Raw genomic sequence first — 14,333 nt, 5'->3', positions numbered from 1 at the left:
GTAGGAGCGGCTTCCAGCCGCGATCCCCCAACCGCCCCGGCCCATCGCGGCCAGAGGCCGCTCCCACAAAAACACCGACACCCCCCGCGCAGGAGCACCCCGTAGGAGCGCCCCCCGTAGGAGCGGCTTCCAGCCGCGATCCCCACCTCACCGCAGATCGCGGCGAGACGCCGCCCCCACCCACCCGATGTGCAGGCAAGATTCCCGATCAGGCCAGCACCCGAAAGACAGCGGCGGCCCTCCCACCGCATCACGCCCCAGCTTTGCCCTTCCGCCACCGTAGTGCGCTAAACTACCGGCCCGCGCCGGGATGGCGGAACTGGTAGACGCGCCGGACTCAAAATCCGGTTCTGGCAACAGAGTGCGAGTTCGATTCTCGCTCCCGGCACCAATGCAGCAGGGTCCTGATGCCGCCTTCACGCGACGCGGGACATCACAAGCGCCGGTGTAGCTCAGCTGGTAGAGCATCTGATTTGTAATCAGAGGGTCGCGGGTTCGAATCCTGTCGCCGGCTCCATCCAAAATTCGCACGTGTGCGGACGCCAGGAGGCGTCCGAGCGCGGTTTACGCGTGGCTGAAGGCTTCTCTACTCGTAACGACGGATTGACCGGAACTTCCCTTGCCGCGGCGGTATGAATGGAGCCCGTCAGGGATTGAGCATCAATCCCTGACGGGCATCTACACAACCGATTATGACCATGCCGACCAAAACGCAACGGCCAGCCGATCGCGCACGACGCCCGCGTGGGAGCGCGCCCCGCGCGAGCAGGACAGGCTGCACAGTCTTGATAATCAGATCTACCGAGGGTCACGGCCTGCGGAGCTTACCTCGCACCCGCCTCGGACTTCACGCAGCAAAGGACCGCGTGCCCTCTGACCGAACCTGTTACTGATCGACACAAGAGGGCACCACAGCCGGCCAGATCCCTACGGCGCCGAGTAGACTCCACGCCGCGGCGACGCCAGCCGTCCCTGCCGCTTCAGATAGGCCAGTGCCTGCGAAAGATTCCGGGTATCGACCCCCGTCTCCTCCGCCTTCTCACGGATTTCGGAGATCGTCATCTCCGGCTGTGTCGCAACGATCTCGCACAACTGTTCACCGATTGTGGCCGTGCCACCTGCTCGGCCCCCTTTCCGGGAACCACGCCTTCCCACCGCGCCTCCGAGCTTGCGGATCTCCCGGTCAAGCGCGGCCAGTTCCTTGCGCTGACGCGCGACGATCTCCCTCCGCTTGGCCTTCAGTTGTTCACGCTTCTCCTTGAACTCCTGTTCCTGCCGTTCTGCTTCCTCTTTCTCGCGTTCCCGTGCGAGCGCATACAGCTCCTCTGCGCTCAGGTTATTCATTTCCTTTTCCGTCTTGCTCACAAATACCTCTCCTGGGTCGGTACGCCTCGTCGGGACGTGAAATCATCTCTATTGAAAGAAGTTTAGTAGAACCCAAAGAGACAGGCATCATAGTAAAGGGTTCAACATGTTTCTTGACTGATCCGAAGGCTTCGCTGTAAGGGCGCGGCGGATCGATTTCATCCGCCGTTATCAGGGCCGCGCAGAGTGGAACATCGACCCTTCGGCTATCCAGGTCGCCATCAATGCTCCGTCGCTGGAGCGCGCGATGCCAACCGCACCGCGCTGGCAAAGACAGGGCAAGGTCGGCGATGGTCTTCTCCGGATCCGCACCTTGGCAGCCGTTGCAGCTTCGCGGCATCGATGACGGTTCGCCCCCCTCCCCCTCGCACGACTCCTTGAGCGAAATGCCAGCAAGCCCTTGTCCGCCACGCGACGTCGGGACGACATGCTCCTCGAGAACGGTGCCTTCGGCAGGATGCCCGCTCGCGCGCCATTCCGCTGTGCATCGCGGTCGCGTCGGGGACGGTCAGGGCCCTGACTGACCGATGATGGGGGAACGGATTTGCCACGCTCGCCGCAAGGGACGATTGCCTGGGCGCCGAACGCGACCTTGACGTTGACAAGTCCCCGGCTCGCGAACGCGATGCGCGCAATCAACACGAGTGAGGTCGGGGACACGCTATCCGAAGGAAGTCTCTGCCGGTCGGCTTTTTACCGGATATGCGCCGGAGCGGTATCCGGCCCGGCATTGACCGGCACGACGCGAGCGCCCCAAGCGCATTCATAACCTGATAGACGGGTATCAGCCCGGCTGGCCTTACTTTGCTCCAATCCTCGGGGACGGGCTGTGCCTGACGAGTTTCCCCGGCGCGCCGGCGCCCGGATCGTGTCGATCCTGACCGGCGGTGGCCTCGCTTATCGACCCGCTTTCGGCCCCAAAAACGGCCGTCCAAGGGTCTGCGGACACCGAAATTCGGGGGGCTTCACTCGGGTAATCAGGGGCTTGGCTTGGTCCGACCCCGGCGGGTCTTGACATGGGGTGGGGTTGGCGTTTGGATGGGGGTGGTCCCTGCGTGGTGGTTCGCCTGGTGAGCCATGTTCTGCGGTGATGCGGACGGGTGTTGCGGCTTGCCCGGCAGGGAAGCCAACGCCGGAGGAGGGATCGAGCCATGTCGGACGCACATCGCTTGCCCGGATGCCGGAGCTGCCCGCAGACGCCCGGCATACCGCAGCCCATCCCCGAAAGCCCCCGGGATGCCGCCCCGCCCCCGGTGCGAAACTACCGGCGCCCGGCCGAGCGCGGCTTTCGCCGGGACGAGCGCGACCGTGTCACCCTGCTCTTCGGAAGCCTCTCTTCGGCCCACGACCGGCTGGTCAAGGCCACACTGCAGGGCCTCGGATACAAGGCGGATCGCCTGCCGATGCCGGGGCGGCGAGACTTTCAGAGCGGCCGGGAATACTGCAACCCCGGCCAGTGCAATCCCGTCTACTTCGTCACCGGCGCGCTGATCCGCTATCTGGAACGGCTTCGCGACGAGAAAGGCCTGTCCACCGAGCGCATCGTGTCGGACTACGTCTTCGTGACCGCCGGTTCCTGCGGGCCCTGTCGCTTCGGCATGTACGAGGCCGAGCACCGCGTTGCCCTGCGCAAGGCGGGCTTCGAGGGCTTCCGGGTGATCACCTTCGACAAGAAGGGCGGTGGCGACGGTCACGATCCGGGCCTGGTCGGCGATGGCTTCGAAATGAACGTCAGGCTCTATCGTGCGCTCCTGAACGCCCTGTTCATGGCCGATGTCCTCAATGCGGTCACGCATCAGATCCGGCCCTACGCGGGGGATCCGGCCCAGGTCGATGCAGTCATCGACGCCTGCATCAGCGCGTGCGAAGACACCTTGCGGCGGCGCAGCTACGCGGTCGCGCCGGGACCATTCGCACGCTGGTTCCGCCCGCTGACGCCCTTCGGTTCCGCGGAGGACGTCGCGCAGCTGCTCGCACAACCGCGCGAGCGCGACTACGTCGACGCCCTCGCCCGCTGCCGCCGGATCATCGAGCAGCGCCTGCAGGTCGATCGCAGCACGCCGAAGCCCCTGGTGAAGATCACCGGCGAATTCTGGGCGCAGACCACCGAGGGGGACGGGAACTTCAACATGTTCCGGTTCCTGGAGGACGAGGGCGCCGAGGTGCGCATCGAGCCCCTCGCGGCCTGGATCGACTACATGCGGCACAGCCTGCACTCGCTGCTGAAGGACCGGCGGCTGATCGCCTGCGACGCCGCCCGTGCGCAGGGCGGAGTCTGGGTGCTCCCTTGGGCGGGGGCCTGGTCCCGGTACCTGTTCCAGGACGGCATGCTGCGGCTCGCCGGCTTGCTGATGCGGCGCGAGTACGACCGGATGCGCAGGGCCCTCGGTGAGACCACGCCCAGCCTGTCCCGGCAGGGCGTGCTGCAGCGGCTCGGGCATCCGTTCTATCACTCCCGCATCACCGGCGGCGAGGGCTATCTGGAGATCGCGAAGAACCTGCACGCCTATCATCATGGCCAGGCCCACATGACGCTGTCGCTGAAGCCCTTCGGATGCATGCCGTCGACGCAGTCCGATGGCGCTCAGGCGGCGGTGCTCGGGCGCTATCCGGAGATGAACTTCCTGCCGGTAGAGACCTCGGGGGACGGCGAGGTCAATGCCTATTCGCGCGTGCAGATGGCCCTGACCGAGGCCAAGGACCAGTGCCGCCGCGAGTTCCACCAGGCCCTGCAGGATACCCGCTGGACCCGGGAGGCACTGGCCGATTTCGTGAAGCGGCACCCGGAACTGCGCCAGCCGCTCCACCGCATCCGGGGGCGCCGGGGCATCGCCGGCACCGCGGCAAATCTCGCCCACCACGCGGCCGCGCTGCGCGATCGCGAGGGCCGGGGCCTGGCAGGCGCATTCGCCAGGATGCAGCGCGGGGCGCCGCGATGATCCCCGACCTCCCGGACCGCCCGACGGAAACACCCCCGGCAGGGGCCGAAACGCTGGTGATCGGCCTCGACGTCGGCTCCACCACCGTGAAGGCCGTGGTGACGCGGAACGACGGCGGCGGTCCGCTCTGGCGGGACTACCGGCGCCACGAGACCCGGCAGGCCGAGACGGTGCGGGACTTCCTCGACCGGATCCAGTCCGCCTTTCCCGATATCCCGGCCGAGGGTTTCCGGGTCTTCCTGACGGGCTCCGGAGGCGGACCGCTCGCCCCGCTGCTCGGCGGCCGCTTCGTGCAGGAGGTGCACGCGGTCGCGCTGGCAGTGGAGACGCTGCATCCCGAGGTCGGGAGCGTGGTGGAGCTCGGGGGGCAGGATGCCAAGGTGATCCTGTTCCGGGACCTCGGGGAACGTGGGCGCAAGCGGACCGCCTCCATGAACGACAAGTGCGCCGGCGGCACCGGCGCGGTGATCGACAAGATCGCGGCCAAGCTCGGCATCCAGCCCGAGCGGGTCGGGGCGATCGGGTACGCCGGGCGCAGCCGCCACCCGGTCGCCGGCAAGTGCGGGGTATTCGCGGAGACGGACATCAACTCGCTGCAGAAACAGGGCGTGGATGTCGAGGACCTGATGGCCTCCCTGTTCGACGCGATCGTGCAGCAGAACCTCTCGGTGCTCACCCGGGGGCACACCCTGCGCCCCCCGGTGCTGCTGCTCGGGGGTCCGAACACCTTCATCCGGGGCCTGCAGGAGTGCTGGCGCGAGAATCTCGAGGCACTGTGGCGGGAACGCGGCATTCAGCCCGAGCCCGGCGCGGGCGGAGCGCCGGTACGGGTGCCCCCGCATGCGCAGTACTTCGCCGCCCTCGGAGCGGCGGAATTCGGGCGCAGGGAACTCGCCGAGACGCCGGCAACGGGCCAATACCGGGGCCTCGCGCCTCTCGATGCCCATCTGAACCAGCGCGGGGGTTCCGGGCACCATGACCAGGCGCAGGCGGGTCCGGCGAGCGCGCCGGAGGCGCTGGAGGCCTTCCTGCGCGAGTACCGCACACGGGCCTGGGAGCCGCCTCCGGTCGCGGCGGGGGACCGGGTCCGCGCCTTCGTGGGCATCGACGCCGGCTCGACCTCGACCAAGGGCGTGCTGCTGAGCCCCGAGGGCGAGGTGCTGGCCAAGGCCTACCGCCTCTCCCAGGACAACCCGATCCGCGACACGGTGGCCATCCTGAACGAACTCGAACAGGCCTTCCTCGCCCGGGGTGGCCGTCTGGAGCTGCTGGGCGTCGGCACCACCGGCTATGCGAAGGACATGATCCGCGAGGTACTGTGCGCGGACACCGCGGTGGTGGAGACCGTCGCGCATGCGCACGCCTGCGAGCACTTCTACCCGGGCACGGACGTGATCGTGGATGTCGGCGGGCAGGACATCAAGCTGATGTTCCTGCACGGCGGGCGCGTCCGCGACTTCCGCCTGAACACCCAGTGCTCGGCAGGCAACGGCTATTTCCTGCAGGCGACCGCGGCCTCGTTCGGGGTGGATCTCGCGGACTATGCGGAGACCGCCCTGGGCGCGGAACGGATGCCGGACTTCAATCACGGCTGCGCGGTCTTCCTGCAGTCCGACATCGTCGACTTCCAGCGTCGCGGCTGGCGCCACAGCGAGATCCTCGCGGGCCTCGCGGCGGTGCTGCCGAGGAACATCTGGCTGTACGTCGCGCAGATCCCCAACCCCGCGGAACTGGGCAGCCGCTTCGTGCTGCAGGGTGGCACCCAGCACAATCTGGCCGCGGTGCAGGCGCAGGTCGAGTACCTGCGCGCCCGCTTCCGCAAGGCCGGTCGTGAATGCGACATCCGCGTGCACCGGCACTGCGGCGAATCCGGCGCGATCGGATCCGCGCTGGAGGCCCTGCGGCTGCATCGGGACCGCGGACAGTCCACCTCCTTCATCGGCATCGAGGCGGCGCGGCGAATACGGCACCACACCGCGCGCGGCGAGGAGACCCGCTGCAACTTCTGCCGCAACCTCTGCCTGCGCACCTTCATCGACCTGAGCTTCGACGACGCCTTCGCGGCCGAGGTGGCGCCGGAAGAGCATGATCCCGAATCGGCCGACGCGGCGCGGCGGCGTCGGGTGATCGTCGCCAACTGCGAGAAGGGCGCGGTCGAGGACAAGGGGTCCCTGCACCGGATCAAGGCCGACATGGACGAGACCGCAAAGGAGAACCCCAATTTCGTGGAGATCGCGGCACGCGCCGCATTCAGGCCGCCGGCGGTGGCGCACGCGATCGATGCCCCGGCGCGTCGCTGGCTGGGCCTTGCCCTGGGGGAATCCCGGTCCAGGCAACGCCAGCGGGCCCTGCGGAAACGGGTCCGGATCGGCATCCCCAGGGTGCTGAACCTCTACTCCTGCGCGCCGTTCTTCCTCGGCTACTTCCAGTCGCTCGGGCTCTCGCCCCGGCAGCTCGTCTTCTCCGCGGTGACCGACGAGGCCCTGTACCGGCGGGGTGCGCGGCGCGGGAGCATCGACCCCTGTTTCCCCAGCAAGCTGGGCATCGCCCACGTGCACGACCTGCTGGAGCGGGTGCATCCGAAGCGCCCGCTCACCCACGTCCTCTTCCCGATGATCGATGCGCTGCCGCCGCACCTGGAGGACGTGCAGGCCTCGAAGTCCTGCCCGACCGTGGTCGCCACCGCGGAGGCGACGCACGCGGCCTTCATCCGCGAGGACGATCTGTTCGCGGAACGCGGGATCCGGTTCAAGAAGACCTTCGTGAACCTCGACGAGCCGATCCTGTGTGCCCGCCAGCTGTATCAGGACTGGGGCGAGGAGCTGGGCATGGGGCTCCGGGAATCGCAACGGGCGGTGCGTGCCGGGCTGAACGCCCTGTCGGCGTTCCTGGAGGGCATGCGCACGCGGCAGCGCATGGCGCTGGACCGGCTCGAACGCGACGGGCGGGTCGGAATCGTGGTGCTCGGCCGCCCCTACCATAACGACCCCGGGATCAACCACGGCATCCTCGAAGAACTGCAGCGCGCGGGATACCCGATCTTCTGGCAGGACGCGCTTCCGGTCGACCGGGACCTGCTCGAGCGGCTGTTCGGCGAGGAGATCCGCGCCGGACGGGTCGACTCTCCGCTGAGCATTGCGGATGTCTGGAAGAACCGCTTCTCCGAGCACAGCTCACGCAAGCTGTGGGCGGCGAAGTTCGTCGCGCGCCACCCGAACCTCGTCGCGCTGGAGCTCTCGAGCTTCAAGTGCGGCCACGACGCCCCTCTCTACTCGGTGGTACAGGAGATTGTCGAATCCTCCGGCACGCCCTACTTCTGCATGAAGGACCTCGACGAGAACCGCCCGACCGGCTCGATCCGCATCCGCACCGAGACGATCGACTACTTCCTGAAACGATACGAGGAGCAGGAGCTCGCAAATCGAGGCAGCCAGTCCGCGGGCACGCCGCTGCTGTAGGGCCGGCCACCGCCCCTCACCCCCGGCCCCTCTCCATCAACACCGTAGGGTGGGCAAAGCGGAGCGTGCCCACCAGAACGCACGGGGTTGGATGGTGGGCACGCTTCGCTTTGCCCACCCTACAAAAGGCTCCCATCACGCATACGCGTCCCGCACCAGCTTGTCCAGCTCGCGTTCCTCCCGGTCCGCGTCGAACAGCGGCCGCAGCGCGCGGCAGGCGTGTTCCAGCGCGCCGTAAAACCCCGAATCCCGCTCCGCGAGCAGCAGCACGGACCGCAGTGCCCCCGCGTCGCCGACCGGGTAGAAACCCGGGTAGTCCTCGCCGAGCAGACCGATCGAACCGTGTATGCGCGACGCGACCACCGGCAGGTCGGCCATCACGGCCTCGCCGATCACGTTCGCCCCGCCTTCCATGCGCGATGGCAGCACCAGCAGATGGGAGCGTGCGAAGGCCCGCCGCAGGCGGTGCCTGGGGACTTCCCCGTGCCAGCGGAAGCGCGGGTTCGCCGCCATCTCGGCCTGCGCCTGCTCGGCCCAGTCCGGGCTGTGCGCGGCGCCGAAGAGGTCCACCCGCAGCCGGCTGGAGGCGGGAAGGTCGCGCACCGCGAGCGCCGGACACAGGGGATCCTTCTCCTCGCGCAGGTGCCCAGCGACGCATACCCGGAAGTCGCGCTGCGCCGGCTGGCGCGGCAGGCCCGGAGGCGCCGACTGGTGGATCACGCGCAGCTTGCCGCGATATTCCTCGGGTACCGTCTCGTCGATCAGGTCGTGCAGCCCGACCAGCACATCCGCGGCCTGGAGCGAGCGCAGCGTCGGTGCCGGCTGGCTGTGAATGAACCGGTAGGCGTCGGTGCCGGTCAACACGACCACCAGCGGCCGATCCGGGTGCTGGTTTGCGAAGCGGTCGATCGAATCGGCGCTGCGCCAGGCGTGCAGCGCGATCATCAGGTCGGCCGGTTCACCACGATAGTCGCGCGTGACCGTGACCCGGTGCCCGAGCCGCCGCAGCATCGCGGCCCAGCGCGCCGCGGTGGTCCAGTTGCCCCCCCGCGCGCGGGACGGCGCCGGAGTGATCAGGTGTAATCGCAATCGAGAGTCCATAATGTACGAAGGTGTTTGAAATCAACTTAACCCAGGGAGACCCGAAGTGCACTTGCCTGAGCCAGGCGACCTGATCGCGCAGATGGAGGATGCCCGAACCCGGACCCTGACACTCATCCGGGGCCTCGATGCCGAACAGCTGATGGGGCCGCGGCTGCCCATCGTGAATCCGCTCCGCTGGGAGATCGGGCACGCGGCCTACTTCCACGAGTACTGGGTGCTTCGGCAGCACCTCGGCGAGGCCCCCGAGCGGCCGGACGTGGACCGCCTGTACGACTCGATCGGCATCCACCACGACACCCGCTGGGACCTGCCCCTTCCGCCCCTGCAGGCGACACTGGCCTACATGGATGGCGTGATGGAGCGGGTGCGCCACCACCTGGAGCACGATGCCCCGGATCCCCGCCGCGACTATCTCGCCCAGTACGCGGTGTTCCACGAGGACATGCACACGGAGGCCTTCACCTACACCCGTCAGACGCTCGCCTACCCGCCGCCGGCCATCGGTGTGGCAGCGGATTCGGCCTGGCGCGCAGGCGGACTCCGGGGCGACGCGGAGGTCCCCGGCGGAAGCTTCCTGCTGGGGGCGCCGCAGGACGAAGGCTTCGTCTTCGACAACGAGAAGTGGGCGCACCCGGTGGAGGTCGCGCCGTTCCGCATCGCCCGGGCCGCCGTGAGCAACGCCGAGTTCGCGGACTTCGTGGAGGACGGCGGCTACCGACGCCCGGAGCTCTGGGACGAGGAGGGCTGGGCCTGGCGCCGCGCTGCCGGCCTGGAGCACCCCGTGTACTGGCGCCGCCAGACCGACGGCTGGGAGTGGCGGCACTTCGACCGCTGGGAGCCGCTGCCCCCCCACGCGGCGGTGATCCACGTGAACTGGTACGAGGCGAGGGCCTGGTGCCGCTGGGCCGGGCGCCGACTGCCCACGGAAGTCGAGTGGGAGGTGGCCGCCGCCGGCGAGCCCGATGCGGGCGGCACCATCCTGGCGGCGGTGAAGCGCCGCTACCCCTGGGGTGACAGCCCGCCGGACCCCGCGCGCGCGAACCTGGATGGTCGCGCCCTCGGCACCATCGACGTGGGCGCCCTGCCCGCGGGCGACAGCGCCTTCGGCTGCCGGCAGATGATCGGCAATGTCTGGGAGTGGACGGATACCGCCTTCGGCCCCTACCCCGGATTCACCCCCGACATGTATCGTGACTATTCCATGCCGCTGTTCGGGCAGACCCGGGTGCTGCGCGGTGGCGGCTGGGCGACGCGCTCGCGCCTGATCCGCAACACCTGGCGCAACTACTATGGACCGGACCGCAACGACGTCTTCGCCGGCTTCCGGACCTGCGCGGCCTGACCGCACGGCGGCTGCACGGAAGAAGAGGGAGAACCTGCCGATGCAGAAGAGCAACGTACCCGTCGCCAAGGACCTGGTGCTGATCGGTGGCGGACACGCACATGTGGCGGTGCTGCGCCGCTTCGGGATGCGTCCGCTGCCGGGGCTGCGCCTGACGCTGGTGACCCGCGACATTCACACCCCCTACTCCGGGATGCTGCCCGGCTACGTCGCCGGCCACTACGACTTCGACGAGTGCCACATCGACCTCGGTCCGCTGGCCCGCTTTGCCGGGGCGCGGCTCTACCACGGCGAGGTACAGGGGCTGGATCCCGAATCCGGGTTGGTGGAGGTCGGGGGACGACCGCCGGTGCGCTACGACCTGTTGTCGATCAACACCGGATCGCGCCCGGGGACGCTGGATGTACCGGGCGCTGCGGAATTCGCGCTGCCGGTCAAGCCCATCGACGCCTTCCTGCGCGACTGGGAGGATCTGATCCAGCGCGTGCTGAAGAGCCGCGGACGCTTCCGGATCGCGGTCGTCGGGGGCGGCGCCGGCGGCGTTGAACTGGCGCTGGCCACGCAGTACCGCCTGCAGACCCTGCTGCGGGAACGCAACGACGACCCCGGTCGCCTCGACTACCTGCTGCTGACCCGGGGTCCCGACATCCTGCCCACCCACAACGCCGGCGTGCGCTCGCGCTTCTACCGGGTGATGGGCGAACGCGACATCCGGGTGCTCACGGAGCACCGCGTGACGGAATTGCGGGAGGGCGTGATTGTCGCCGAGGGTCAACCCGAGGTGCAGGCCGACGCAGTGCTGTGGGTCACCTCGGCCTCGGCCCCGGGCTGGCCCGCGCTGTCCGGCCTGGCAGTGGACGAGCGCGGCTTCATCCGCGTGGACGCAAACCTGCAATCGCAGTCCCATCCGGGCGTCTTCGTCGCCGGCGACGTGGCGGCGCTCCCCGACGACCGGCCGAAGTCAGGCGTCTTCGCGGTGCGCCAGGGCCCGGTGCTCACCGAGAACCTGCGGCGTGCGGCCACCGGCCGGCCGCTGCGCCGCTACCGCCCGCAGCGGCAGTTCCTCGGGCTGATCAGCACCGGCGACCGCTACGCGGTGGCCTCGCGCGGGCGCTTTTCGATGGAAGGCGCCTGGTTGTGGCGGATGAAGGACTGGATCGACCGCCGGTTCATGGAGCGCTTCAACGAACTGCCGGAGATGGAGGAGGAATCGGGGCCGAAGCTCGCAGCCGGAGTCGCGGACCAGGACGCGATCCGGGAGCTCTCCACGCTCGCGATGCGTTGCGGCGGCTGCGGTGCGAAGGTCGGCAGCACCGTGCTCACCCGTGTGATGCAGCGCCTGCCGGTCTCCGGACGGGGCGACGTGGTGCTCGGCATCGACGCGCCCGACGATGCCACCGTGCTCGCCGTCCCCGAGGGCCGCCTGCTGGTTCAGAGCGTGGACTACTTCCGGGCCTTCATCGACGACACCTATACCTTCGGCCGCATCGCGGCGAACCACGCGCTCGGAGATCTCTTCGCGATGGGCGCGGAACCGCAGTCCGCGCTGGCGATTGCCACAGTGCCCTATGGGCGGGAGCGGGTGGTGGAGGAGTCGCTCTACGACCTGCTGGCCGGGGCACTGAGCGTGCTCGAACCCAGCGGTGCGGTACTTGCCGGTGGACATTCCAGCGAGGGCGCCGAGCTCGCCTTCGGGCTCACGGTGAACGGCCTGGTGGACCCGGACCGGATCTGGCGGAAGGGCGGCATGCAGCCGGGTGACGTGCTGGTGCTGAACAAGCCGCTGGGCACCGGTACCCTGTTCGCCGCCGACATGCGCGGCAAGGCGCGGGGACGCTGGGTCGACGCGGCGATCGAGTCGATGTGCGTCAGCAATCTGGAGGCCGGCGAGGTCCTGCGCCGTCACGGCGCCACGGCCTGCACCGACGTGACCGGATTCGGGCTGATGGGCCACCTGCTGGAGATGACCCGGGCCTCGGACGTCGACGCCGTGCTGCACATGGACGCGATCCCGATGCTGGACGGGGCGCCGGAGACGGTGGCCGCCGGCATACTGTCCTCACTGCAGCCGCAGAACCTCCGGCTGCGTCGGGGCGTTGCCGATCTCGAGGTGGCAGCCCGTCACCCGCGCTTCCCGCTGCTGTTCGATCCGCAGACAGCCGGGGGACTGCTCGCAAGCCTGCCGGCGGAACACGCCGATGCCTGCGTGGCCGAACTCCGGCGCGCGGGCTACCCGGCCGCAGCGGTGGTCGGCCGCGTGGAGACCCGCGGCGAGGCGATGGAACCGGTCCGGCTGGCCCCCACTTCCAGCGTATCCTCCGCGCGGGAGAGACGGGAGCGGCGCCCCTGCCCCAACTTCGGGGAACGGGCTCGGCAAGAGGCGCAGCGTGAATCCTGATCAATCGCCGCGCCGGCCGCCTCCTTCGAAGGGCCGTGGCGCACTGAGCAACCGCGACGGCCGCTTCGAGCCCACGTGCCGCGAGGTCTTCGACGACGGCTGGAACCACGACGACGAGGAACTGCCGCCGCCCCGCACCACCCTCGGCGCGGACAGCGCCCGCAGCGTGATCACGCGCAACGACTCGCCGGACGTTCCCTTCGAGCAGTCGATCAATCCCTACCGCGGCTGCGAGCACGGCTGCGCCTACTGCTTCGCCAGGCCGACTCACGCCTACCTGGGCCTGTCTCCGGGGCTCGACTTCGAGACCCGGCTGTTCGCAAAGCAGGACGCGGCCACGCTGCTGCGCACGGAGCTGGCCCGCCGCGGTTACCGCTGCAGCCCGATCGCACTGGGCATCAACACCGACGCCTATCAGCCGGTGGAACGCGAACGGCGCGTTACCCGGGAGCTCCTCGAGGTACTGCACGAGGCGCGGCACCCGGTCAGCATCGTCACCAAGTCGGCGCTGGTGGAACGGGATCTCGATCTGCTCGCGTCGATGGCGCGGGACGGCCTGGTCCAGGTGGCACTGTCCATCACCACGCTGGATCGGGCCCTCGCCCGCCGGATGGAGCCGCGGGCGGCCGCACCGCAGCGGCGGCTGGAGACCGTGCGGCGGCTGCGCGCCGCGGGGGTGCCGACCGCAGTACTGGCTGCTCCCCTGATCCCGGTTCTGACCGACCCGGAGATCGAGGCCATCCTGGAGGCGGCCGCCGAGGCCGGCGCGGATGTCGCGGACTATGTGCTGCTGCGTCTGCCCCACGAACTCGCGGAACTCTTCCCCGAGTGGCTGGAGGCGCACCGGCCGCTGCAGGCCCGGCACGTGCTGAGCCGCATGCGCGGGATGCACGGGGGCAAGCTGTACGAATCCCGCTTCGGGCAACGCATGTCCGGAACCGGTCCCTACGCGGAGATCATCCGGCGGCGCTTTCACCTGGCCTGCGGGCGTCTGGGGCTGAACCGGCGCCTGCCCCCGCTGCGCACGGACCTGTTCCGGCCCCCCGCGAAGAACGGCCAGCTATCGCTGCTGTGACGCCCGGGCCGCGCCAGGGTCAGACAGCGGGATCGGTCCGTCAGGGGCTGATCTGTGGCAGGGCCATGAAGAGGGCGGCGAGGGTCTTCGAGTCCGTGATCTGTCCATTGCGAGCCCATTCTTCGGCTTTTCCGTGGCTTAGGAATGCAATCTCTATGAACTCATCAGTATCGGGCCGGGCGCCGACCGCGGTCAGGTCATGGGCCAGAAACACCTCGATGCACTCATTGGCATAGCCGACGCAGGCATCGATCGTGCCGATCCGCCGCCACCGGCGTGCGGTGTAGCCCGTCTCCTCCCGCAGCTCGCGTCGGGCGCAGGTCTCCGGCTCCTCGCCCGGATCGATGCGTCCGGCCGGCAGCTCGAGCAATACCCGATCGACCGGGTACCGGAACTGCCGGACGAAGACGATGCGGCCATCCTCGAGCTGGGCCACGATCAGCACCGCACCCGGGTGATCGATCCATTCGCGGACCCCTTCCCGGCCGTCGGGCAGCCGGACCCGGTCGCGGCGCACGCGCAGCAGCGCGCCGTCGAAGACCGTCTCGGAGGCGATGGTGGTCTCGCGCAGGGAATCGTCGTCGTTGTCGGTCATCGTTTCAGGCCACTTCATTCCTCCGCCGTAGGGTGGGCCAAGCGCAGCGGGCCCACC

At 69.0% G+C, this 14,333-nt stretch carries 8 protein-coding genes and 2 tRNA genes; 7 read left to right on the top strand and 3 right to left on the bottom strand.

What is annotated here, in order from left to right:
- Positions 1-304: 304 nt before the first annotated feature.
- Together ACESMN_RS10880 and ACESMN_RS10875 are read left to right on the top strand one after the other, a co-directional pair.
- Positions 305-391 (top strand) — tRNA-Leu (locus tag ACESMN_RS10880).
- Between the two features lie 50 nt (positions 392-441).
- A tRNA-Thr gene (locus tag ACESMN_RS10875) sits at positions 442-517 on the top strand.
- Between the two features lie 410 nt (positions 518-927).
- Here the strand turns inward: ACESMN_RS10875 and ACESMN_RS10870 are convergent.
- Positions 928-1,344, bottom strand: a complete 417-nt coding sequence (locus ACESMN_RS10870) for a hypothetical protein (RefSeq protein ID WP_373053620.1) — start codon at positions 1,342-1,344, stop codon at positions 928-930.
- 1,172 nt (positions 1,345-2,516) lie between these two features.
- Here ACESMN_RS10870 and ACESMN_RS10865 point away from each other — a divergent pair.
- Together ACESMN_RS10865 and ACESMN_RS10860 are read left to right on the top strand one after the other, a co-directional pair.
- Positions 2,517-4,304 carry an activator of (R)-2-hydroxyglutaryl-CoA dehydratase gene (locus tag ACESMN_RS10865; protein ID WP_373053619.1) on the top strand — a complete coding sequence of 596 codons (1,788 nt, stop codon included), beginning with the start codon at positions 2,517-2,519 and terminating at the stop codon, positions 4,302-4,304.
- Positions 4,301-7,762, top strand: coding sequence for a BadF/BadG/BcrA/BcrD ATPase family protein (locus tag ACESMN_RS10860; protein WP_373053618.1), 3,462 nt, complete (start codon positions 4,301-4,303; stop codon positions 7,760-7,762). The genes ACESMN_RS10865 and ACESMN_RS10860 overlap by 4 nt, the downstream gene beginning before the upstream one ends.
- 135 nt (positions 7,763-7,897) lie before the next feature.
- On the opposite strand, the gene senB is transcribed toward ACESMN_RS10860, so the two are convergent.
- The gene (gene senB, locus ACESMN_RS10855) at positions 7,898-8,851 is read right to left on the bottom strand and encodes a selenoneine biosynthesis selenosugar synthase SenB (RefSeq protein WP_373053617.1); all 954 of its coding nucleotides are present in this window, start codon (positions 8,849-8,851) and stop codon (positions 7,898-7,900) included.
- 58 nt (positions 8,852-8,909) lie between these two features.
- Between senB and senA the strand changes: the two genes are divergently transcribed.
- Genes senA through ACESMN_RS10840 form a run of 3 tightly spaced genes read left to right on the top strand, consistent with a single transcriptional unit; the run spans position 8,910 to position 13,681 of the window.
- Positions 8,910-10,208, top strand: coding sequence for a selenoneine synthase SenA (gene senA / locus ACESMN_RS10850; protein ID WP_373053616.1), 1,299 nt, complete (start codon positions 8,910-8,912; stop codon positions 10,206-10,208).
- A gap of 40 nt (positions 10,209-10,248) precedes the next feature.
- On the top strand, positions 10,249-12,606 hold the full coding sequence (gene selD / locus ACESMN_RS10845) for a selenide, water dikinase SelD (protein ID WP_373053615.1): 2,358 nt from the start codon (positions 10,249-10,251) through the stop codon (positions 12,604-12,606).
- Positions 12,596-13,681, top strand: a complete 1,086-nt coding sequence (locus ACESMN_RS10840; protein ID WP_373053614.1) for a PA0069 family radical SAM protein — start codon at positions 12,596-12,598, stop codon at positions 13,679-13,681. The genes selD and ACESMN_RS10840 overlap by 11 nt, the downstream gene beginning before the upstream one ends.
- Before the next feature lie 40 nt (positions 13,682-13,721).
- Here ACESMN_RS10840 and ACESMN_RS10835 read toward each other — a convergent pair.
- A partial coding sequence (locus ACESMN_RS10835) for an NUDIX domain-containing protein (protein WP_373053613.1) occupies positions 13,722-14,333 on the bottom strand: 612 nt, incomplete at its 5' end.

Origin of the sequence: Thioalkalivibrio sp., assembly GCF_041690275.1 — a bacterium.
Taxonomy (GTDB): Bacteria; Pseudomonadota; Gammaproteobacteria; order Ectothiorhodospirales; family Ectothiorhodospiraceae; genus Thioalkalivibrio.
Note: the sequence above shows the minus strand (reverse complement) of the source record. Positions and strands in the feature narration are given on the sequence as shown.